Source organism: Streptomyces cyanogenus (genome assembly GCF_017526105.1).
Taxonomy (GTDB): domain Bacteria; phylum Actinomycetota; class Actinomycetes; order Streptomycetales; family Streptomycetaceae; genus Streptomyces; species Streptomyces cyanogenus.
Map to the genome: position 1 here is coordinate 3,716,870 of NZ_CP071839.1, position 18,688 is coordinate 3,735,557.

Genomic DNA, 18,688 nt, shown 5'->3' on the forward strand with positions numbered 1-18,688 from the left:
TCTGCCTCCTCCTGTGCCTACGTCTATTCACATCCTGTCTCGCTGAATAGAGCTAGTCAATACGCCGGGGGGCCACGTCCGCGCCCGGCGGATGTTTGGCTGGAACCACCGGTAGCCGAGACAGGACGGGGAAACCCATGGCGGACATCGACAGCGAGGCGCGCGAGCGGACCGGCCGGCGGGACCAGGCCGTGCGGGCGGCCGTCGAGCAGGGGCTGCTGGGCCCGGACGCGGCCGTGGCGGGCCTGCTGGACGTCACCGGGATCCGGGAGTCGGCGGCGGGGCTGCGGGCGGCGTTCGACGCGGTGACGGCGCCCGGCACCCCGGTGCTGCACGCCTTCGCGGTGAAGGCGACCCCGCTGGTACCCGTGGTGCGGCTGCTGCACGAGGCGGGCCTCGGCGCCGAGGTGGCCAGCCCCGGCGAGCTGGCGCTGGCCCGGGCCGCCGGGGTGCCACCGGACCGGACGGTGCTGGACTCGCCGGCGAAGACCCCGGCGGAGCTGCGCGAGGCCCTGGCCCTGGGCATCGCGGTGAACGCCGACAACCCGCAGGAGCTGGACCGGCTCGACGCCCTCGTGCGCTCCGTCCCCGCCCGGTCCCCGCTCGGCCTCCGGGTCAACCCGCAGATCGGCGCCGGCACCATCGGGGCGACCTCCACGGCGACGCCGACCTCGAAGTTCGGGGTGGCACTGCGGGACGAGGGGGCGCGCGACTGGGTCGTACGGGCGTACGCGGAGCGGCCGTGGCTGACCCGGCTGCACGCGCACACCGGCTCGCAGGGCATCCCGCTGCCGCTGCTGGCCCAGGGCGTGGCGGAGGTGTACGCGCTCGCGCAGGAGATCAACGCGGCCGTGGGCCGGCGGCAGGTGGACACGATCGACATCGGCGGCGGGCTGCCGGTGGACGTCGCGTCGGAGGCGACGGCGCCGACGTACGCCGCGTACGCGGGCATGCTGGCCGACCGGGTGCCGGGGCTGTTCGACGGGCGGTACGGGCTGGTGACGGAGTTCGGGCGGTCGCTGCTGGCCAGGCACGGGACGGTGGTGGCCCGGGTGGAGTACGCCAAGAGCGCGGGCGGGCGGCGGATCGCGGTGACGCACGCGGGCGTGCAGGTGGCGGCGCGGACGGTGTACGTGCCGGGGACATGGCCGCTGCGGATCGCCGCGTACGACGCCGAGGGGCGGCCGAAGACGGGACCGGAGGTGGTGCAGGACGTGGCCGGGCCGGCCTGCTTCTCGGGCGACCTGCTCGCCGAGGGGCGCGCGCTGCCGCTGCTGGAGCCGGGCGACTACGTGGCGGCGCTGGACACGGGCGCGTACGGCTTCGCCCACCACTACGCCTACAACTCCCTGGCCCGGCCGGGTATCTACGGCTACGCGCCGGACCGTGCCGGTGGCATGGCCTTCGCGGTCGTACGGGAGCCGCAGACGCTCGCGGAGGTGGTGGCCGAATCCGGAGGGGCGCACGCTTCCGCACTCACCACCCTCAATGCATCCGAGAGCCGTTGACGGGCCCCGCCCGCCCTCGAACAAATGGTTCAACGGTCATGACACACACGTCAGTTGACCCACACTAGTACGCCGGACGCATGTTCCAACGGAAAATGCCAAAGGCCTCACCTCCCCCACCTACGTTGCGTAGTGTCGGCGTCACTCAGCCGGAGTCCCAGGCGGGAGGGGAGCCACGGTGCCCGGAATCGACGAGTGCTTACTGGAAGCGATGCGGCTGCCCGGTGCCAGGGGAGCCGCGCTGGTGGACTGGACGAGCGGACTCGCCCTCGGCACGGTCGGGGAGGCACCCGGCGGCGACCACGAGACGACCGCCGCCGAGGCCGCCGAACTGGCCCGGATGGCCGCCGAGCACGGCACCTTCGCGGCGGCCGGCGACGGGTCGCCACCCGTGGAGGACGTGATCATCAGCAACGGGGACAGCTACCACCTGCTGCGCTTCGTGGACACGTCCTTCGACAGCAGCGTGTTCCTGCACCTGTGGCTCGGCCGCGAGGAGGGCAACCTCGCGCTCGCCCGGATCCGGCTCGGTGAGATGGCAGCCCGGCTGGTGCTGGGATGACCGTGGTCAGCACCCCTCACCCGGCCCTGCCCGTGCGGGACAAGGCGGCCACCCGCGCCCTGTCCCCGATGCTGACCCGGCTCGCCGAGGAGCGGGCCACCGGCGTGCTGGTCCGCGAACACGGCGTCCTGCACCTCGCCGAGGGCCGGGTGGTGCACGCCGAGAGCCACCTCGCCCCCGGCCTCGACGTGCTGCTCACGGCCCACGGCACGCTCGCGGGCGCCGCCTGGCAGCAAGCCGCGGCCCGGACCCCGGGCCCGCTGCACGCGGCCGAGCTCCTGCTGCACTCCGGGGTGCTGCCCACGGGCGCACTGGAGCTGTGCCACCTGGACGCGCTGTACGACGCCGGGTACTTCGTGCTGGCCCCGAGCAGCACCCCCGGGCGCTTCCGGTACGACCACGCGCCCCGCCTCGGCCCGCTGCCCTCGGTCCCGGTCGTCGCGCTGGAACGCGAGACGCTGCGCCGCCGGCTGCTGCTGCACCGGCTGTGGCCCGACCCCGCCGCCGACAGCGCCCCGCTGATCCGCGCGGACCCAGCCGCCGGCCGTACCCCGGGCGCGCCGGTCACACCCCGGCAGCGGGCCGTCCTGGACCGGGTGGACGGCGTCCGCACGGCCGCCGACATCGCCCGGAACCTGGGCCGGCAGGCGTTCCACACGCTGGTCGACGTACGCCGGCTCACGGCGGCCGGGAAGATCGCACCCGCGCCCCGGGCACCCGCCCCGCCGCCACCGCCCCACCAGGTCACCACCGACCCCGACATCGCGCTGCTGAAGAGGCTCAGGGATGCGCTGGAGGCGCTTTGAACGGCACCGCCCCGCCGAGAGGAGAGACCTGATGGTGGCCGAAGAGGACCTGCGCACCGTCGTGGACGAGCTGCGCCGGCTGCGCACCCGGGTGCCGCAGCTCACCGGCGCCCTCGCGGCCGGCGTCGACGGCCTCGTCGTCGCCCACGACACCCCCGGGGTCGACCCGGAGGGCCTGGCCGCGCTCACCGCGGCCGCGCTCGGTGTCGCCGTGCGGGTCACGGACGCCACCGGGCACGGCGGCTTCCGGGAGCTGCTGGTGCGCGGCGAGCGCGGCTACATCGCCACCTACGCGGCCGGCCGCACCGCCGTCCTGACCCTGCTCGCCCAGGACCGGGTCAACGTCGGCCGGCTGCACCTGGAGGGCCGCCGGGCCGGCTCCCGCATCGGAGAGCTGCTGGACGCGGCCGAAGCCGCCGCCCGGGCAGCCCGGCCGACCCCGAGACCCCTGGGAGCCGTCAGCGCGGCGCCCCCGATCCGTACCCGAGCGCCTCGCACGACGAGTGCCGAGGCGCGTACCGCAACCGACAGCTGAAAGGGACCACCATGGCCAACACCGAGACCGCGCTCAAGGAAGCCCTCACCTCCATCGAGGGCGCCACCGGTGTCGCGCTCGTCGACTACACCAGCGGGATGGCGCTGGGCACGATGGGCGGCAGCAAGAGCTTCGACCTGAACGTGGCCGCCGCCGGCAACACGGACGTGATCCGCGCCAAGATGCGCACGATGGAAATGCTGGGCCTCAAGGCCGGCATCGAGGACATCCTGATCACGCTGTCCGACCAGTACCACCTGATCCGCCTGCTCAGCAGCCGCGGCGGCAACGGCCTCTTCCTCTACCTGGTCCTCGACTCCAGCCGGGCCAACCTGGCGATGGCGCGGCACCAGCTGAAGCGGATCGAGGAGGACCTGGAGGTCTGACAGCGGCTCAGACCAGTGCCGCGGTACGGCGGCGGGCCCCGCCGGGGGCCGCGTCGCCGGCCGCGATACCGGTACCGCGCAGGCCCTTCACGGCCGCGCCCGCCGGACGCCCGCCGCGCCGGTCGAGCCAGTCGACGCGGACCCACAGGAGCGTCTCCCGGGCCCGCTCCAGCCGCCCGAGCCAGGCGGCCTTCAGCCGCAGCCCGGTACCGAGCCCGGCCAGCAGCATGCCGCCGGCCGCGGGCACCGCGAAGGCGGAGCCGAGCGCGAGCACCCAGCCCAGCAGCAGCCACCAGCGGTGGCCCCGGCGCCAGGCGCGCACGGTCACCGCCCGGTCCTGCAGGACGTCGTACTTGCCCGCGCGGGCCGCCCCGTCGGCGAGGGCCCGGTACCGGCCCCGCCGGACCAGCGCCACGGCGGCCGCGCCGGCCAGGAAGAGCACGGCCCCGGCCAGTACGCCGATCCGGCGCCCGGTCACGCCCTCCGGCACGCTCCCGATCCCCGCGGCGACCACGCCGAGCCACCACAGCGGGGCGGCCCCCGCCCGTACGACGACGGCCACCCGAGCCAGACCCTGTCCTCCGCGCGCCACGTCAGCCTCCCGTGTCACGTGACCCCTCAGCGCATGTGTCTCGTAGGAAGCTAACAGCAGAACCTGAGACGAATCTGAGAGCGGCGGGGCCCGGTCATTCCACGAACAGACCGCGGGCCGCCGCCTTCGTGTCGAACTCCTCCAGCCGGGCCTGGGCGTCCGGCAGGTCGTCGCAGAGCGCCTCCAGCAGCACCCGGCCCAGCAGCATCGGCGCGCAGGCGGTGTCGAAGGCGAGCCCGGTGCCGACCGCGGCGGGCAGCAGCAGGTCGGAGTGCTTGGCGACCGGCGCGAACGCCGAGTCGGCGACCGTGACCACGGTCAGTCCGGCGTCCTTGGCGTAGGCGAGGGTGTCCACGACCTCGCGGGGATGCCGGGGCAGCGCGAAGCACAGCAGGGCGGTGGCGCCCGCGCGGACGGCGGCGTCGACGCGGTCGTGGATCATCGTGCCGCCCTCGTTGAGCAGCCGGACGTCCGGGTGGACCTTGGCGGCGAAGTAGGCGAACCCGTACGCCTGGGAGGCTGCGGCGCGCAGTCCGAGCACCGGCAGCGGGCGGGAGGCGGCGAGGATCCGGCCGGCCTGCTGCACCGGGCGCGGGTCGGCGAGCAGCTCGGCGAGGTGCTTCAGGTTCTCGATCTCGGCCTCGACGGCCTGCTGGTACTCGTTGTAGGCGGAGACCTCGGCGGCCGGCTCGGCCGGGACGACCTCGCGCAGGTGCTTGCGCAGGGCGGGATAGCCGTCGAAGCCGAGGGCGACCGCGAACCGGGTCACCGAGGGCTGGCTGACCCCGGCCAGCTCCGCCAGCTCGACGCTGGACAGGAAGGGCACGTCGGCGGCCCGGCGCACCATGCTGTGCGCGATGCGACGCTGGGTCGGCGTGAGCCGGTGGCCCTCGAAGAGCGCCTGCAATCGGTTGCCAGGGCTGTCGGTCCCGCTCATCACGTACTCCCCCTCCGGATTCCTCGACGCCCCGGGAGAGTACAGCGCCGGGGCACGGACGGGCACGGGCCGCCTATTCAGGCAGTGTGCCACTGCATACCGTTATACAGCGCAGCGTGGGGAGAACGCATGGCCCGCGACCGCTCATCCGGGCCGGGTGACGGGCGCCCCGGGCCGTCAGGCCTGCCGGGTCGGCAGCACCATGATCTGGCGCAGGTTGACGTGCCGGGGACGGCTCGCGACGTAGGCGACGACGTCCGCGACGTCCGCCGCCGCCAGGCCGCCGATCACCTCGAACATGCCGTCCAGCTGCCCGGACAGCTCCGCGCTGTCGACGTGCGTCTTCAGCTCGGTCTCCGTCAGTCCCGGCTCGATGTTGGTGACCCGGACGTCGCGCGGCCCGAACTCGGTGCGCAGCGACTGCGAGAGGTAGGTGACGGCGGCCTTCGTGGCGCCGTAGACCGCGTAGTTCGGGAACGGGACGTGGGCGCCGATGGAGGAGATGTTCACCAGGTCGGCGGTGCGGCCCTCGCCGGCGGCGGCCACCAGACCGGCGCCGAAGGCGCGGATGACCCGCAGCACGCCGGTGACGTTGGTGTCGAGCATCCGCTGCCACTCGTCGAGGCGGCCCTCCTCGATCGGGTTCGGCAGCATGACACCGGCGTTGTTGACGACGAGGTCGACGCCGCCGAACGCCTCGTGGATCCGGTCCCGGGCCGCCTCGACGGACGTGTCGTCGGTGACGTCGGCGGCCACGGCGAGCGCCTCGCCGCCCCCGGCCCGGATCTTCTCCACGAGCGCGTCGAGCCGGTCCGCGCGCCGGGCGAGCAGCGCCACCCGGGCCCCCTCGGCGGCCAGGTGCAGGGCGACGGCCTCGCCGATCCCGCTGGCGGCTCCGGTGACGACGGCGGTACGGCCGGACAGGTTCGCGTACGACATGGGTGTTCCCCCCGGAAGGTTCGCACCGGGGCGGCTCCCCGGCGGCTGACACCACTCTCGCCGCGTCCGGCGGCCGTACCCAGGGATGCGTTTTTCCTGGGTCTGCCAGTACCAGGATGAGGGCGGCACCCCTCGCCTACGATCGGCCCATGAACGGGGACTGGACCGAAGCAGAGGTGGGCGACTTCCTGCGCTCGCGCCGCGCCCGCATCCGGCCGGACGAGGTCGGGCTGCCCGTGCACGGGCGGCGCCGGGTGCCGGGCCTGCGCCGCGAGGAGGTGGCCCAGCTCGCGGGCGTGAGCGTCGACTACTACATCCGGCTGGAGCAGGGCCGGGGCACCGGGGGCGCCTCCCGGGCGAAGTCCGGGGGAGTCAGCGACGCCGTCCTGGACGCCGTCGCGCGGGTGCTGCGGCTGGACGAGACCGAGCACGCGTACCTGCGTACGGTGGCCCGGCCGCACCGGCAGCGCAGGCCGGCCGGCACGTCCCGCGTCCGCCCCGGGGTGCAGCGCCTCCTCGACGCGATGGAGCACAGCCCGGCGTTCGTGCTGGGCCGCCGCATGGACGTCCTGGCCTGGAACGCGCTCGGCGACGCGGTGCACGGCTTCAGCCGGCTGGAACCGGCCGAGCGGAACATGGCCCGGCTGGCCTTCCTGTCCCCGGCCGGCCGGGAGCTGTACCCCGAGTGGCACGCGGTCGCCGCCCAGACGGTGGCCCACCTGCGGGTGAACGCGGGCCGGTACGCCGACGACGCCGAGCTGTTCGCCCTGGTCGGCGAACTCTCCGTGCGGAGCGAGGACTTCCGCCGGCTGTGGGCGGACCACGAGGTCAAGGAGTGCGCGTACGGCGTGAAGACGGTACGGCACCCGGTCGCGGGCCTGCTGATCCTGCCCTACGAGACCATGACGACCCCGACGGACCCGGAGCAGACGATCGTGACGTACGTCCCGGAACCGGGCTCGGACACGGCGGAGCGGCTGGCACTGCTGGGGCGTTGAGCCACCGTCTGATTCCGGTGCGGGCCGAAGAGGTTTGCGCGGGGACCGCCGCACCCCCGTTGCCGGGGGGCGGGACGACGGCGGTCCCCGCGAGGGACGCGGGCCGGGTCAGGCCGGGCCCGCGTCCGTGGCGTCCATGGAGGTCCGGGAGCCGCTCCGGAGGTCCTTGGCGCCGTTCGCCGCCGGCCGGGGAGGCGAGACTCCCCAGGGCTTCACGCCCGGGTGGCGCTGCCACCTCCCTGCCGACACCCACCAATGTGCCGGACGCGTGTTAAGCGGGTGCTGCGCGCACGTGACACGCTCGTACCACTTCCGCGAACCCCGCCCGCTCCCCAAGTCCCCCGAGGTCACGGGCGGTTCACCGGCCGTTGGCTACTTGTTCCCGCCCTTGGCCAGGAAGGCCAGCAGGTCCTGCCGGCTGACCACGCCGGTCGGCTTGCCCTCGACCAGGACGATCGCCGCGTCCGCCGTGCCCAGCACCTGCATCAGGTCGCCGACCGGCTCGCCGGAGCCGACCTGGGGCAGCGGGGCGCACATGTGCTTCTCCAGCGGGTCGTCCAGCGAGGCCCGCTTGCTGAACAGGGCGTCCAGCAGCTCGCGTTCCACGACCGAGCCGACGACCTCGGCGGCCATGACGTCCGGGTGACCGGCGCCCGGCTTGACGACGGGCATCTGCGAGACGCCGTACTCGCGCAGCACCTCGATGGCCTGGCCGACGGTCTCCTCCGGGTGCATGTGCACCAGGGACGGGATGGAGCCGGCCGCCTTGTCGTTCAGGACGTCGCCGACGCGGGCGCTGGGGCCCTCGTCCTCCAGGAAGCCGTAGTCGGCCATCCACTCGTCGTTGAAGATCTTGCTGAGGTAGCCGCGGCCGCTGTCGGGCAGCAGCACCACCACGACGTCGTCCGGGCCGAGCCGCTCGGCGACCTCCAGCGCGGCCACGACGGCCATGCCGCAGGAGCCGCCCACCAGCAGGCCCTCCTCCTTGGCCAGCCGGCGGGTCATCTGGAAGGAGTCCTTGTCGGAGACGGCGACGATCTCGTCGGCGACCGTGCGGTCGTAGGCGGTCGGCCAGAAGTCCTCACCGACGCCCTCGACCAGGTACGGCCGGCCGGAACCGCCGGAGTACACCGAGCCCTCGGGATCGGCGCCGATGACCTTGACCTTGCCCTGGCTGGCCTCCTTCAGGTACCGGCCGGTGCCGGAGATGGTGCCGCCGGTGCCGACGCCCGCCACGAAGTGGGTGATCTTCCCCTCGGTCTGCTCCCACAGCTCGGGGCCGGTCGAGTGATAGTGCGAGAGCGGGTTGTTGGGGTTGGAGTACTGGTCGGGCTTCCAGGCGCCGGGAGTCTCGCGCACCAGCCGGTCGGAGACGTTGTAGTAGGAGTCCGGGTGCTCCGGCGCCACGGCGGTCGGGCACACGACCACCTCGGCGCCGTAGGCCCGCAGCACGTTGATCTTGTCGGTGCTCACCTTGTCGGGGCACACGAAGATGCACTTGTAGCCCTTCTGCTGGGCCACGATGGCAAGCCCCACACCGGTGTTGCCACTGGTCGGCTCGACGATGGTGCCGCCCGGCTTCAGTTCCCCGCTCTGCTCGGCGGCCTCGATCATGCGCAGGGCGATGCGGTCCTTCACGGAGCCGCCCGGGTTGAAGTACTCCACCTTGGCCAGAACGGTCGCCTGGATGCCCTGGGTCACGTTGTTGAGCCGCACCAGCGGGGTGTTGCCGACGAGGCTGATCATCGAGTCGTGGTATCGCACCGTTGTCTCCGGTCGCTGCAAAAGAACTGTTCGTAGTGGTGCCGCCAGCCTAAGGCCAGCGGTGTGGCGAGCGCGGTCCTTCACAGCGCGTTGAGATTGACGCACGGTCTGTACGGGGCAAGGAGTGGGTGTACGGCTACGAGGAGGTGGCGGCGACGCATGACGAGCATGTCGAGGGCGCGGGTGGCCCGGCGCATCGCGGCCGGGGCGGCGTACGGCGGCGGCGGGGCGGGGCTGGTCGGCGCGGCCGTGGTCGGTCTGGTACTGGCGGAGCTGCGGCTGGCGCGGCGGCACGTGGGCAACGGCAGCGGCGGCCGGGTGCCGGTGGCCGACGGCGTGTACGGCCACGCGTACGACATCCCCGGCGAACCGCCCCTCCGCCTGACCATGCTCGGCGACTCCACGGCGGCGGGGCAGGGCGTGCACCGGGCGGGGCAGACCCCGGGCGCGCTGCTGGCCTCGGGACTGGCGGCGGTGGCGGAGCGGCCGGTGGAGCTGCGGAACGTGGCATCGCCCGGGGCCCGGTCCGACGACCTGGACCGGCAGGTGGCCCTGGTGCTGTCGTCCCCCTCCCCCGTCCCCGACATCTGCGTGATCATGATCGGCGCGAACGACGTGACCCACCGGATGCCGCCGACCCGCTCGGTACGGCACCTGGCGGCGGCGGTACGACGGCTGCGCACGGCCGGCGCCGAGGTGGTGGTCGGCACCTGTCCCGACCTCGGCACGATCGAGCCGGTGCAGCAGCCGCTGCGCTGGCTGGCCCGGCGGGCGTCCCGGCAGCTGGCGGCGGCCCAGACGATCGGGGTGGTGGAGCAGGGCGGGCGGACGGTGTCGCTGGGCGACCTGCTCGGCCCCGAGTTCGAGGCGAATCCGCGGGAGCTGTTCGGGCCGGACAACTACCACCCCTCGGCGGAGGGGTACGCGACGGCGGCGATGGCGGTGCTGCCGACGGTGTGCGCGGCGCTGGGCCTGTGGCCGGCGGAGGAGGAGCGGCCGGACGTGTCGCGCCGCGAGGGTTTCCTGCCGGTCGCGCGGGCGGCGGCCGAGGCCGCGTCGGAGGCCGGTACCGAGGTGACGGCGGCGATGCCGACCGGTCCGCGGGGTCCCTGGGCCCTGCTGAAGCGCAGGCGCCGCCGCCGGGTTCCCGAGGCCGAGCCGGCGACCCCGTCGCTGTGACCGGTCCCCACGCTGGCCAAGCAAGCGCTTAGAAAGTGCGGTCAGTGTCACACCCCGACACCGATGACCTCTCAGGTACGGCCGGGTAACTTCCCAACCGGCCCTGCCCAACCCCCTTCCTCTGGAGCCGTGATGCCCGAAGCCGTCATCGTCTCGACCGCCCGCTCTCCCATCGGCCGCGCGAACAAGGGCTCCCTGAAGGACCTGCGCCCCGACGACCTGGCCGCCACGATCGTCCAGGCGGCGCTCGCCAAGATCCCCGAGCTGGACCCCCGGGACATCGACGACCTGATGCTCGGCTGCGGCCTCCCCGGCGGCGAGCAGGGCCACAACCTCGGCCGGATCGTCGCCGTGCAGATGGGCATGGACCACCTGCCGGGCTGCACGGTCACCCGCTACTGCTCGTCCTCCCTGCAGACCTCCCGCATGGCGCTGCACGCCATCAAGGCCGGCGAGGGCGACGTCTTCATCTCGGCCGGTGTCGAGATGGTCTCCAGCTACCGCAACGGCACCTCCGACATGCCGGGCACCTACAACCCGCTGTTCGCCGAGGCGCAGGCCCGCACCGAGGCCGTCGCCCAGCAGGAGGGCACGACCTGGCACGACCCGCGCGAGGACGGCCTGCTGCCCGACCCGTACATCGCGATGGGCCAGACCGCCGAGAACCTGGCCCGCGCCAAGGGCATCACCCGCCAGGAGATGGACGAGTTCGGCGTCCGCTCGCAGAACCTCGCCGAGGAGGCCATCAAGAACGGCTTCTGGGAGCGCGAGATCACGCCGGTGACGCTGCCCGACGGCACGGTGGTCAGCAAGGACGACGGCCCGCGCGCCGGGGTCACCCTGGAGGCCGTCGAGGGCCTGAAGCCGGTGTTCCGCCCGGACGGACTGGTCACGGCCGGCAACTGCTGCCCGCTCAACGACGGTGCCGCCGCGCTCGTCATCATGTCCGACACCAAGGCGCGCGAGCTGGGCCTGACCCCGCTCGCCCGGATCGTCTCCACCGGCGTCTCCGGCCTCTCCCCGGAGATCATGGGCCTCGGCCCGGTCGAGGCGAGCCGGCAGGCCCTCCAGCGCGCCGGTCTCACCATCGGCGACATCGACCTGGTCGAGATCAACGAGGCCTTCGCCGCCCAGGTGATCCCCTCCTACCAGGAGCTCGGCATCGACCTCGACAAGCTGAACGTCAACGGCGGCGCCATCGCCGTCGGCCACCCCTTCGGCATGACGGGCGCCCGCATCACCGGCACCCTCATCAACTCGCTGCAGTGGCACGACAAGCAGTTCGGCCTGGAGACGATGTGCGTCGGCGGCGGCCAGGGCATGGCCATGGTCATCGAGCGCCTCAGCTGACCCACCGTCCGTAGCGAATCAGCCACTTTATGTGGCAGAACGGCCCAGAACCGAGGAAACGCCAAGGTTCTGGGCCTTTCCGTGATCCAATCTCCCCCAGGATGTGACCTATCTCGCTCTGCCCGCACATCGGTGCAGGTCAGCGCGGGTCAGCACGGCGCACGACGAAACCATGAACCCAAAGTCCTGTCCGTTTCGTGACGTTACGCACTGACAGCTGGTTAGTCCGCCCTTCAAGCTGATGTAGGAAGTCGGGGGTCGACCTTGAACCGGGAGTATGTCAGTGAGCGCCATGCCGATCGCCCTGCTGCTCACCACGGCCGCCACCGGCGCCGTGGGCGTCGCCGTCCTGCGCACCGTCCTGAAGCTGCGCAGGCAGCTGACGGAGCTGCAGCGGCAGCTCGCGGAGAACCAGGCCGCGACCACGCACGCCCTGCTGCCGGGCGCCCGCACCGGCGCCGACGCCGACCGGATACGCGCGGCCGTGGCCGAGGCGCTCGCCGAGGAGCGGGAGCGGGAGCTGGCCGAGGCGCGTGCCTTCTGGGCGGCGCAGGAGGCCCGTGACGCCTCCGACACCCCCTCGCTGTTCGGTCTGCCCGAGACCGACGTGTTCCTGCCCCGGCAGACGGACTTCGTGGGCATGGAGCCGCTGGAGCCGGTGTCCGAGCCGGGCGGTGACGCCGACGAGTTCGCCGGGGAGTCCCCCGAACTGGCCGCGGCCCGCCGCCGGCACCCCTCGCACCCGGACTTCGTCCCGGTGCAGTCGCCGGCCGTGAACGACCACGAGCGCACGGTGACCGCACTGGAGGAGCTGGCCGCCGAGCGCGTCGAGCTCTCCGACGTCCGCCCCGGCCCGCTCGGCACCCTCGACGTCTACGTCTTCGCCGACGGCACCACCCTGTGCATGACCCCCGGCCACCGCGAGACCGCGGAACGCCTGGCCAGGGCCCTGGAGTCGGGCGAGGCCCCCTACCTCCTGGGCGGCTCGGGCATCTCCGGCGCGTACACCCTGACGTTCGCGTGCGGCGAGGAGACGGTGTACATCCTGGCGGACCGCGTCATAGCGTCCCTGTAGCGCAGCGCCCCGACGGGGGCGGGACCGCCTCGGCATGGGCGGCTCCGCCGCGTGGGCGAACGGCTCACACGCCCGCCTTCTTCCGCGCCTCCTCCACCATGCGCACCGCCTCGGCGACCTGCTCGTCGCTCTGCAGCACGACCGCGAGGTCGTGTGCGGCCACGAGGATCTGATCGGCGGCGGCGAACATCCCCGCGTCCGGCATCTCCCGGGGCTCGGCCCCCGGCGACTCCACCCGCTGCGCCCACCCGGACAACTCCCGGGCCAGCGCCAGCGCCTCCGCGGCGGCGCCTCGTTGCAGCCGGCTCTGCGGGGCCGCCCGCAACCGGTCGGCGAAGTGATCCACTGCTTGGGTCAAGGGCGTCGTATCAACCACGCGCCGAGCGTAACGTGCCGCACTGTTGCCAATACGCGAACGCTCAGGCACGGTGACCTGAAGGACCGGCTTACATCCCCTTTGTGTTCGGAGGCGCCGATGTCCCACGTCTTCTCCGAGGAGACCCACCGCAACCTGCTCGCCCGCATCCCGCACTGCACCGGTCGTGAAGTCTCCGACTGGCTGCGCACCGTAGAAGAAGGCCCGTCCCTGTTCCGCTTCGAGGAGAAGGTCAGCTGGCTCCGGCACGAGTACGACCTGGCGTACGGCCACGCCAAGGCGATCGTGCACGAGTACGACCTGAGGAGGGCGGCGCGCAGGCTGCTCTGAACGGCACAGGGCCCCGGGCGGATCGCCCGGGGCCCTGCCGTTGACCGGCGGACGCGCTAGTCGTTGCTGCTGAAGATCGCCACCAGCCGCAGCATCTCGACGTAGATCCACACCAGCGTCATGGTGAGACCGAACGCGGCGAGCCAGGACTCGTTGCGCGGGGCGCCGTAGGCGATGCCGTCCTCGATCTGCTTGAAGTCGAGGGTCAGGAAGAACGCGCCGAGCAGGATCGCGATGATGCCGACGATCGCGCCGAGCGGCCCGAAGCTGCGCAGGCCCCCGTCCTCGGCGACGCCGAAGGCGACCAGCAGCAGGTTGATCGCCATGACCACCATGAAGGCGATCGCGATGGCGATGCCGATGCGGGCGTAGCGCGCGGTGACGCGGATCCAGCCGGCCTTGTAGACCAGCAGGGTGGCGCCGGAGACCGCCATGGTGCCGAGCACGGCCTGGAAGGGCGCGCCGCTCCACCGGCTGTTGAACATCTCGCTGAAGACGCCGAGGAAGACACCCTCGAAGGCCGCGTAGCCCAGGATCAGCGCCGGCGACGGGGTGCGCTTGAAGCTCTGCACCATCGCCAGGACGAACGCGATCAGCGCGGCGCCGACGGCCAGGCCGTAGCTGGTGCCCGAGACCGGCAGCAGCGCCCAGGCGAGGACGGCGCCGACGGCGACCGTGCCGAGCGTGAGGGCCGAGCGGACGACGACGTCGTCCATGGTCATCCGGTCGGTGGTGGCGGGGGCCTGCGGCGGGGCGCCCTGCTGGACGTCCGCCTGCGCGTACGGGTTCTGCGCGTACGGGTTCTGCGCGTAGGGGTTGCCCTGTGCGTACCCGGCCTGCGGTGCGGTGTTGAAGCCGGCGTAGCCGTTGTCGCGGCTGAACCCCCGTCGCGAGAAGACCGGGTTGCTGCTCCTCATTTCACTCCTCCATGGCTGCCGAGTGCAGCCTTGGGCTCAAGAGTAATGGATTGGCAAAGGATCGACGATGATACTTGAGGAGGATCTTTCCCCTGCCGTGCTGCGCAACACGCTACGCGGACGACTGATTCCCGGCCACGGGCGGACGGCCGACCGGGCGGAACCCCCGTGCACGTCTCGGCGCGCTGCCCCGGCCGCACCCGGCCGGGGTGGCAGGGCGTCCAGCCGCTCCTGGAACACCTGCCCTGCGTCCGGTGCGATCGTGGCCAGGGCGACCATGGACGCCACGATGACGTCCACCAGCTCCCTCTGGACGTCCGGCCACGCATGAGAGCGGCCCTTCCTCGGGTTGGCGCCGAGCACGCCGTGAAGGGCCTCCGCGACCTCGCCGTACTCCTCCCCGATCTTCAGTACGCGCAGCAGCCGCACGTCTGCCGGTCCGGCGTCCTCGACCGTCGCGTCCAGCCACTGCCGGATCCGGTCCACCTGCTTCCAGGTGTCACCCACGAGACTCCTCCTGCCGTGCTGGAGACGGGATCGCCGGACCGGCCTCGCTCGGCTCATGGTGAGCGGTTGCGGTAGGGGAGAAGGTGCCCGGAGCCGGACTTGAACCGGCACGCCCGCGAAGGGGCAGCGAGGTTTAAGCTCGCCGTGTCTGCATTCCACCATCCGGGCAGGCCATGGGCTCCGCTTGGAGGCTCGAGCCTATCGGGACCCCTCCCCCGAACAGCGGACGGGTGGGCCGATGTTGTCTTATTTTATTGACGTCTGAGGGTGCATCAGCCGTTGGAACGCGCCATCCGCACTTGCCAATAGCGTGACGTGACGGCTGTGCGCGCGCACACGAAATGACGGAATTTCACCGTCCGAACGAGGGCGGTCCACCTGTTCTCTGCGGAGCCTGCGGGTGCGACCGGAGTCAGGGTCGCCCGTCCTCCCCAGGTATGACACCGGGGCGCCCCGTCCGACCGGAGTCGCCCTCCGGAACGGGAACAGCGACTGACTACAGGCGCACTACGCGCCGAGACGATGGAACGGTCCTCAGGAACACACGTCATCCCGACAGGAGCACCGTCCCGTGACCACCACACCCACCGCCGGCCGGACCACCGCCGTGGCCGCACGTGCCACGGAGCTGTCGAAGATCTACGGGCAGGGTGAGACCCGGGTGGTCGCCCTGGACCGGGTCTCGGTCGACTTCCGGGCGGCCGAGTTCACCGCGATCATGGGTCCGTCCGGCTCCGGAAAGTCCACGCTGATGCACTGCGTGGCCGGGCTGGACACCTTCTCCTCCGGCTCCGTCCGCATCGGTGACACCGAGCTGGGCTCCCTGAAGGACAAGCAGCTCACCAAGTTGCGCCGGGACAAGATCGGCTTCATCTTCCAGGCGTTCAACCTGCTGCCGACGCTGACCGCCCTGGAGAACATCACCCTCCCGATGGACATCGCCGGGCGGAAGCCGGACAAGGCGTGGCTGGACCGGGTCATCCAGATGGTCGGGCTGTCCGGGCGGCTCGGCCACCGGCCCTCCCAGCTGTCCGGCGGCCAGCAGCAGCGCGTCGCCGTCGCCCGCGCCCTCGCCTCCCGGCCGGAGATCATCTTCGGTGACGAGCCGACCGGAAACCTGGACTCGCGCTCCGGCGCCGAGGTCCTCGGCTTCCTGCGCAACTCCGTGCGGGAGCTGGGCCAGACCGTCGTCATGGTGACCCACGACCCGGTGGCCGCCGCCTACGCCGACCGTGTGATCTTCCTGGCCGACGGGCGGATCGTCGACGAGATGTACGCCCCGACGGCCGACTCCGTCCTCGACACGATGAAGCAGTTCGACGCGAAGGGCCGTACCAGCTGATGTTCCGCACCGCCCTGCGCAACGTCCTCGCGCACAAGGCCCGGCTGCTGATGACCGTGCTCGCCGTCATGCTCGGCGTGGCCTTCGTCTCCGGGACCCTCGTCTTCACCAACACCATCTCCGACGCCTACCAGAAGAGTTCCGCCAAGGGCTTCGACGGGGTCGACGTCGCCGTACGGCCCGCGTACCAGGAGTCCAAGGGCGACAAGGTCGGCAAGGACGCCGAGCTGACCCGGGCCCTGCTGAAGAAGGCCGCCGAGGTGCCCGGGGCCGCCTCCGCCACCGGTGTCGTCACCGGCTTCACCGCCGTCGCCGACAAGCACGGCAAGCTCGTCGGCGGCGACTGGCAGTCCGCCGGCGGCAACTACTGGGGCACCAAGGACCCCCGCTACCCCCTGGTCAGCGGCCACGCCCCGCGCGGCAGGGACGAGGTGCTGATCGACTCCGCGACCGCGAAGCGGGCCGGCTACCGGGTGGGCGACACCGTGCGCCTGTCCGTCGACGGCCCGGTCCTCACCCCGACCGTCAGCGGCATCTTCACCACCGACGACGGCAACGTGGCCGCGGGCGGCAGCCTCGCCCTGTTCGACACCCCGACCGCGCAGGCGCTGTTCGGCAAGAAGGGCACGTACGACGAGATCGACGTGCAGGCCGCGCCCGGCACCAGCCAGTCGGCGCTCAAGGCCCAGCTGGACAAGGCCCTGCCGGCCAAGCTGGTGGAGACCACCACCGGCAAGCGGCTCGCCGACGACCAGGCGCAGGCGATCTCCGCGTCCATGAGCGGCCTGAGGCAGATGCTGCTGGTGTTCGCGGGTATCGCCCTGTTCGTCGGCACGTTCATCATCGCCAACACCTTCACCATGCTGGTCGCCCAGCGCACCCGCGAGCTGGCCCTGATGCGGGCGGTCGGCGCCTCCCGTCGCCAGGTCACCCGCTCGGTGCTCGCCGAGGCGTTCGCGGTCGGCGCGGTCGCCGGTGTGGCCGGTCTGGCCGCCGGTGTCGGCATCGGCGCGGGCCTGCGGACCCTGCTGAGCTCCTTCGGCGCGAGCGTGCCCGACGGGCCGCTGGTGATCAGCCCCGGCACGGTCGTCACCGCTCTGGCCGTCGGCGTCCTCGTCACCATGCTGGCCGCCTGGCTGCCTGGCCGGCGCGCCGCGAAGATCCCGCCGGTGGCGGCCATGAGCAGCGTGCACGCCAAGGCCACCACCAAGTCGCTGGTGCTGCGCAACACGCTGGGCTCGCTGCTCGCGGCGGCCGGCATCGCGGTGGTCCTGGCGGGCACGAGGATGGACGCCGACAGCGGCCAGGGCGCGATGGGCATCGGCGCGACGCTGCTGATCATCGGTGTGTTCGTGCTGACCCCGCTGCTGTCCCGGCCGCTGATCGCCGCCGCCGCGCCGGTGCTGCGCGCCTTCGGGGTGGCGGGCAAGCTGGCCCGCCAGAACTCGGTGCGCAACCCGCGCCGTACCGCGGCCACCGCCTCCGCGCTGATGATCGGCCTGACCCTGATCACCGGCATGACGGTGATGGCGGGCAGCCTGCAGAAGTCCATCGACAAGATGGCCTCCTCGGCGATCCGCGCCGACTACGTCGTCTCGATGGCCAACCGCGGCCCGCTCTCCCCCGAGGTGGAGAGGAAGCTCGCCGGCGCCGACGGGGTCATCGAGAGCAGCCCGCTGCGCAACGGCGAGTCCCGCATCGACGGCGAGACGGAGTACCTGACCGGCGTCAACGGCGCGGCCATCGGCAAGCTGACCGACCTGAAGGTGACCGACGGCTCCTTCACCGTGGGCGGCACCCGGGTCGTGGTGGACGAGGACCGGGCCAAGTCGTTCGGCTGGAAGGCCGGTTCGCGGTTCACCGCGCACTTCGAGGACGGCAAGGCGCAGCGGCTGACGGTCGCGGGGGTGTACGAGGGCAACGACATGCTCAACGGGATCATCCTCGACAACAAGGTCCTCACCCCGCACCTGACCGACCCGGCCGACATGCAGGTCATGGTCAAGACCGCGGCCGGCGCGTCCGACAGCACGAAGGACGGGCTGGAGAAGGCCCTCGGCTCCAACCCGGCGATCAAGGTCCAGGACAGGCAGGACATCTCCGACGAGATCGCGAAGATGTTCACGATCATGCTGAACATGGTCTACGGCCTGCTCGGCATGGCGGTGATCGTCGCGGTGCTCGGTGTCATCAACACGCTGGCCATGTCCGTCTTCGAACGCGCCCAGGAGATCGGCATGCTCCGCGCGATCGGCCTGGACCGCAGGGCGGTCAAGCGGATGGTCCGTCTGGAGTCCCTGGTGATCTCCCTGTTCGGCGGGGTGCTGGGCATCGGCCTGGGCGTGTTCTTCGGCTGGGCGGCCGGCGAGCTGCTGGGCACGAAGATGCCGACCTACGAGCTGGTGCTGCCGTGGGGCCGGATGGCGGTGTTCCTGCTGCTGGCGGGCACGGTGGGCGTGCTGGCCGCGCTGTGGCCGGCGCGCCGCGCGGCCCGGCTGAACATGCTGGCGGCCATCAAGTCCGAGTAGGCGGTCGTACGACGGCGAAGGGGGCCCCGCGGGACGGGGCCCCCTTCGTTGTGCCGG

General features: G+C 72.3%; 19 protein-coding genes and 1 tRNA gene. 12 read left to right on the forward strand and 8 right to left on the reverse strand.

The features are described 5' to 3' along the window. The first annotated feature begins 137 nt into the window (after positions 1-137). The 5 genes from S1361_RS16560 (at position 138) to S1361_RS16580 (ending at position 3,797) form a co-directional block, all read left to right on the forward strand. Positions 138-1,508: a type III PLP-dependent enzyme domain-containing protein gene (locus S1361_RS16560; RefSeq protein WP_208032609.1), complete on the forward strand. Its 1,371-nt coding sequence runs from the start codon at positions 138-140 to the stop codon at positions 1,506-1,508. Between the two features lie 178 nt (positions 1,509-1,686). After that, the gene (locus tag S1361_RS16565; protein WP_208032610.1) at positions 1,687-2,070 is read left to right on the forward strand and encodes a hypothetical protein; all 384 of its coding nucleotides are present in this window, start codon (positions 1,687-1,689) and stop codon (positions 2,068-2,070) included. Next, positions 2,067-2,876, forward strand: coding sequence for a transcriptional regulator (locus tag S1361_RS16570; RefSeq protein WP_208032611.1), 810 nt, complete (start codon positions 2,067-2,069; stop codon positions 2,874-2,876). The genes S1361_RS16565 and S1361_RS16570 overlap by 4 nt, the downstream gene beginning before the upstream one ends. 31 nt (positions 2,877-2,907) lie before the next feature. Continuing rightward, complete coding sequence (locus S1361_RS16575) at positions 2,908-3,411, forward strand: roadblock/LC7 domain-containing protein (protein ID WP_208032612.1); 504 nt, start codon at positions 2,908-2,910, stop codon at positions 3,409-3,411. 11 nt (positions 3,412-3,422) lie between these two features. Beyond that, the gene (locus tag S1361_RS16580) at positions 3,423-3,797 is read left to right on the forward strand and encodes a roadblock/LC7 domain-containing protein (protein WP_208032613.1); all 375 of its coding nucleotides are present in this window, start codon (positions 3,423-3,425) and stop codon (positions 3,795-3,797) included. A gap of 7 nt (positions 3,798-3,804) precedes the next feature. Here the strand turns inward: S1361_RS16580 and S1361_RS16585 are convergent, their stop codons facing one another. The 3 genes from S1361_RS16585 to S1361_RS16595 all read right to left on the reverse strand — a co-directional run bounded on the left by S1361_RS16585 (position 3,805) and on the right by S1361_RS16595 (position 6,265). Continuing rightward, positions 3,805-4,389 (reverse strand): hypothetical protein, encoded by a 585-nt coding sequence (locus tag S1361_RS16585; RefSeq protein WP_208032614.1) that lies wholly within the window; start codon positions 4,387-4,389, stop codon positions 3,805-3,807. A 94-nt stretch (positions 4,390-4,483) separates the two neighbouring features. Next, positions 4,484-5,326: a MurR/RpiR family transcriptional regulator gene (locus S1361_RS16590; RefSeq protein WP_208032615.1), complete on the reverse strand. Its 843-nt coding sequence runs from the start codon at positions 5,324-5,326 to the stop codon at positions 4,484-4,486. Positions 5,327-5,503: 177 nt separating this feature from the next. Next, positions 5,504-6,265, reverse strand: coding sequence for an SDR family oxidoreductase (locus S1361_RS16595; protein WP_208032616.1), 762 nt, complete (start codon positions 6,263-6,265; stop codon positions 5,504-5,506). A 149-nt stretch (positions 6,266-6,414) separates the two neighbouring features. On the opposite strand from S1361_RS16595, the gene S1361_RS16600 reads away from it, so the two are divergent. Further along, positions 6,415-7,263, forward strand: a complete 849-nt coding sequence (locus S1361_RS16600; RefSeq protein ID WP_208032617.1) for a helix-turn-helix domain-containing protein — start codon at positions 6,415-6,417, stop codon at positions 7,261-7,263. Positions 7,264-7,635: 372 nt separating this feature from the next. Here S1361_RS16600 and S1361_RS16605 read toward each other — a convergent pair whose 3' ends face one another. Then, positions 7,636-9,027 (reverse strand): cystathionine beta-synthase, encoded by a 1,392-nt coding sequence (locus S1361_RS16605; RefSeq protein ID WP_208032618.1) that lies wholly within the window; start codon positions 9,025-9,027, stop codon positions 7,636-7,638. A gap of 159 nt (positions 9,028-9,186) precedes the next feature. On the opposite strand from S1361_RS16605, the gene S1361_RS16610 reads away from it, so the two are divergent. The 3 genes from S1361_RS16610 to S1361_RS16620 all read left to right on the forward strand — a co-directional run bounded on the left by S1361_RS16610 (position 9,187) and on the right by S1361_RS16620 (position 12,631). Further along, a complete protein-coding gene (locus S1361_RS16610) occupies positions 9,187-10,206 on the forward strand; it encodes an SGNH/GDSL hydrolase family protein (RefSeq protein ID WP_208032619.1) in 1,020 nt (339 codons plus the stop codon). A 132-nt stretch (positions 10,207-10,338) separates the two neighbouring features. Next, entirely contained in the window at positions 10,339-11,556 is a 1,218-nt protein-coding gene (locus S1361_RS16615; protein ID WP_208032620.1) for an acetyl-CoA C-acetyltransferase, read from the forward strand. A gap of 283 nt (positions 11,557-11,839) precedes the next feature. Beyond that, the gene (locus S1361_RS16620) at positions 11,840-12,631 is read left to right on the forward strand and encodes a hypothetical protein (protein WP_208032621.1); all 792 of its coding nucleotides are present in this window, start codon (positions 11,840-11,842) and stop codon (positions 12,629-12,631) included. A 64-nt stretch (positions 12,632-12,695) separates the two neighbouring features. Here S1361_RS16620 and S1361_RS16625 read toward each other — a convergent pair whose 3' ends face one another. Continuing rightward, a complete protein-coding gene (locus tag S1361_RS16625; protein WP_208032622.1) occupies positions 12,696-13,007 on the reverse strand; it encodes a hypothetical protein in 312 nt (103 codons plus the stop codon). Positions 13,008-13,106: 99 nt separating this feature from the next. On the opposite strand from S1361_RS16625, the gene S1361_RS16630 reads away from it, so the two are divergent. Then, the gene (locus S1361_RS16630; RefSeq protein ID WP_208032623.1) at positions 13,107-13,337 is read left to right on the forward strand and encodes a DUF4287 domain-containing protein; all 231 of its coding nucleotides are present in this window, start codon (positions 13,107-13,109) and stop codon (positions 13,335-13,337) included. Between the two features lie 56 nt (positions 13,338-13,393). On the opposite strand, the gene S1361_RS16635 is transcribed toward S1361_RS16630, so the two are convergent. The 3 genes from S1361_RS16635 to S1361_RS16645 all read right to left on the reverse strand — a co-directional run bounded on the left by S1361_RS16635 (position 13,394) and on the right by S1361_RS16645 (position 14,929). After that, the gene (locus S1361_RS16635; protein ID WP_208032624.1) at positions 13,394-14,254 is read right to left on the reverse strand and encodes a Bax inhibitor-1/YccA family protein; all 861 of its coding nucleotides are present in this window, start codon (positions 14,252-14,254) and stop codon (positions 13,394-13,396) included. Positions 14,255-14,290: 36 nt separating this feature from the next. After that, a complete protein-coding gene (locus S1361_RS40060; RefSeq protein WP_341829325.1) occupies positions 14,291-14,761 on the reverse strand; it encodes a MazG-like family protein in 471 nt (156 codons plus the stop codon). Between the two features lie 84 nt (positions 14,762-14,845). Next, positions 14,846-14,929, reverse strand: a tRNA-Leu gene (locus tag S1361_RS16645). A gap of 403 nt (positions 14,930-15,332) precedes the next feature. On the opposite strand from S1361_RS16645, the gene S1361_RS16650 reads away from it, so the two are divergent. Both S1361_RS16650 and S1361_RS16655 read left to right on the forward strand, forming a co-directional pair. Beyond that, entirely contained in the window at positions 15,333-16,103 is a 771-nt protein-coding gene (locus S1361_RS16650) for an ABC transporter ATP-binding protein (protein WP_208032625.1), read from the forward strand. Then, positions 16,103-18,631, forward strand: a complete 2,529-nt coding sequence (locus tag S1361_RS16655; protein WP_208032626.1) for an ABC transporter permease — start codon at positions 16,103-16,105, stop codon at positions 18,629-18,631. The genes S1361_RS16650 and S1361_RS16655 overlap by 1 nt, the downstream gene beginning before the upstream one ends. Positions 18,632-18,688 lie beyond the last annotated feature (57 nt).

What these genes read in the sequence shown, in the direction of transcription:
- S1361_RS16560 (WP_208032609.1), top strand. Translation starts at nt 138, where the DNA reads ATGGCGGACATCGACAGCGAGGCGCGCGAGCGGACCGGCCGGCGGGAC.
- S1361_RS16570 (WP_208032611.1), top strand. Translation starts at nt 2,067, where the DNA reads ATGACCGTGGTCAGCACCCCTCACCCGGCCCTGCCCGTGCGGGACAAG.
- S1361_RS16575 (WP_208032612.1), top strand. Translation starts at nt 2,908, where the DNA reads ATGGTGGCCGAAGAGGACCTGCGCACCGTCGTGGACGAGCTGCGCCGG.
- S1361_RS16580 (WP_208032613.1), top strand. Translation starts at nt 3,423, where the DNA reads ATGGCCAACACCGAGACCGCGCTCAAGGAAGCCCTCACCTCCATCGAG.
- S1361_RS16590 (WP_208032615.1), bottom strand. Translation starts at nt 5,326, where the DNA reads ATGAGCGGGACCGACAGCCCTGGCAACCGATTGCAGGCGCTCTTCGAG.
- S1361_RS16595 (WP_208032616.1), bottom strand. Translation starts at nt 6,265, where the DNA reads ATGTCGTACGCGAACCTGTCCGGCCGTACCGCCGTCGTCACCGGAGCC.
- S1361_RS16600 (WP_208032617.1), top strand. Translation starts at nt 6,415, where the DNA reads ATGAACGGGGACTGGACCGAAGCAGAGGTGGGCGACTTCCTGCGCTCG.
- S1361_RS16610 (WP_208032619.1), top strand. Translation starts at nt 9,187, where the DNA reads ATGACGAGCATGTCGAGGGCGCGGGTGGCCCGGCGCATCGCGGCCGGG.
- S1361_RS16615 (WP_208032620.1), top strand. Translation starts at nt 10,339, where the DNA reads ATGCCCGAAGCCGTCATCGTCTCGACCGCCCGCTCTCCCATCGGCCGC.
- S1361_RS16630 (WP_208032623.1), top strand. Translation starts at nt 13,107, where the DNA reads ATGTCCCACGTCTTCTCCGAGGAGACCCACCGCAACCTGCTCGCCCGC.
- S1361_RS16635 (WP_208032624.1), bottom strand. Translation starts at nt 14,254, where the DNA reads ATGAGGAGCAGCAACCCGGTCTTCTCGCGACGGGGGTTCAGCCGCGAC.
- S1361_RS16655 (WP_208032626.1), top strand. Translation starts at nt 16,103, where the DNA reads ATGTTCCGCACCGCCCTGCGCAACGTCCTCGCGCACAAGGCCCGGCTG.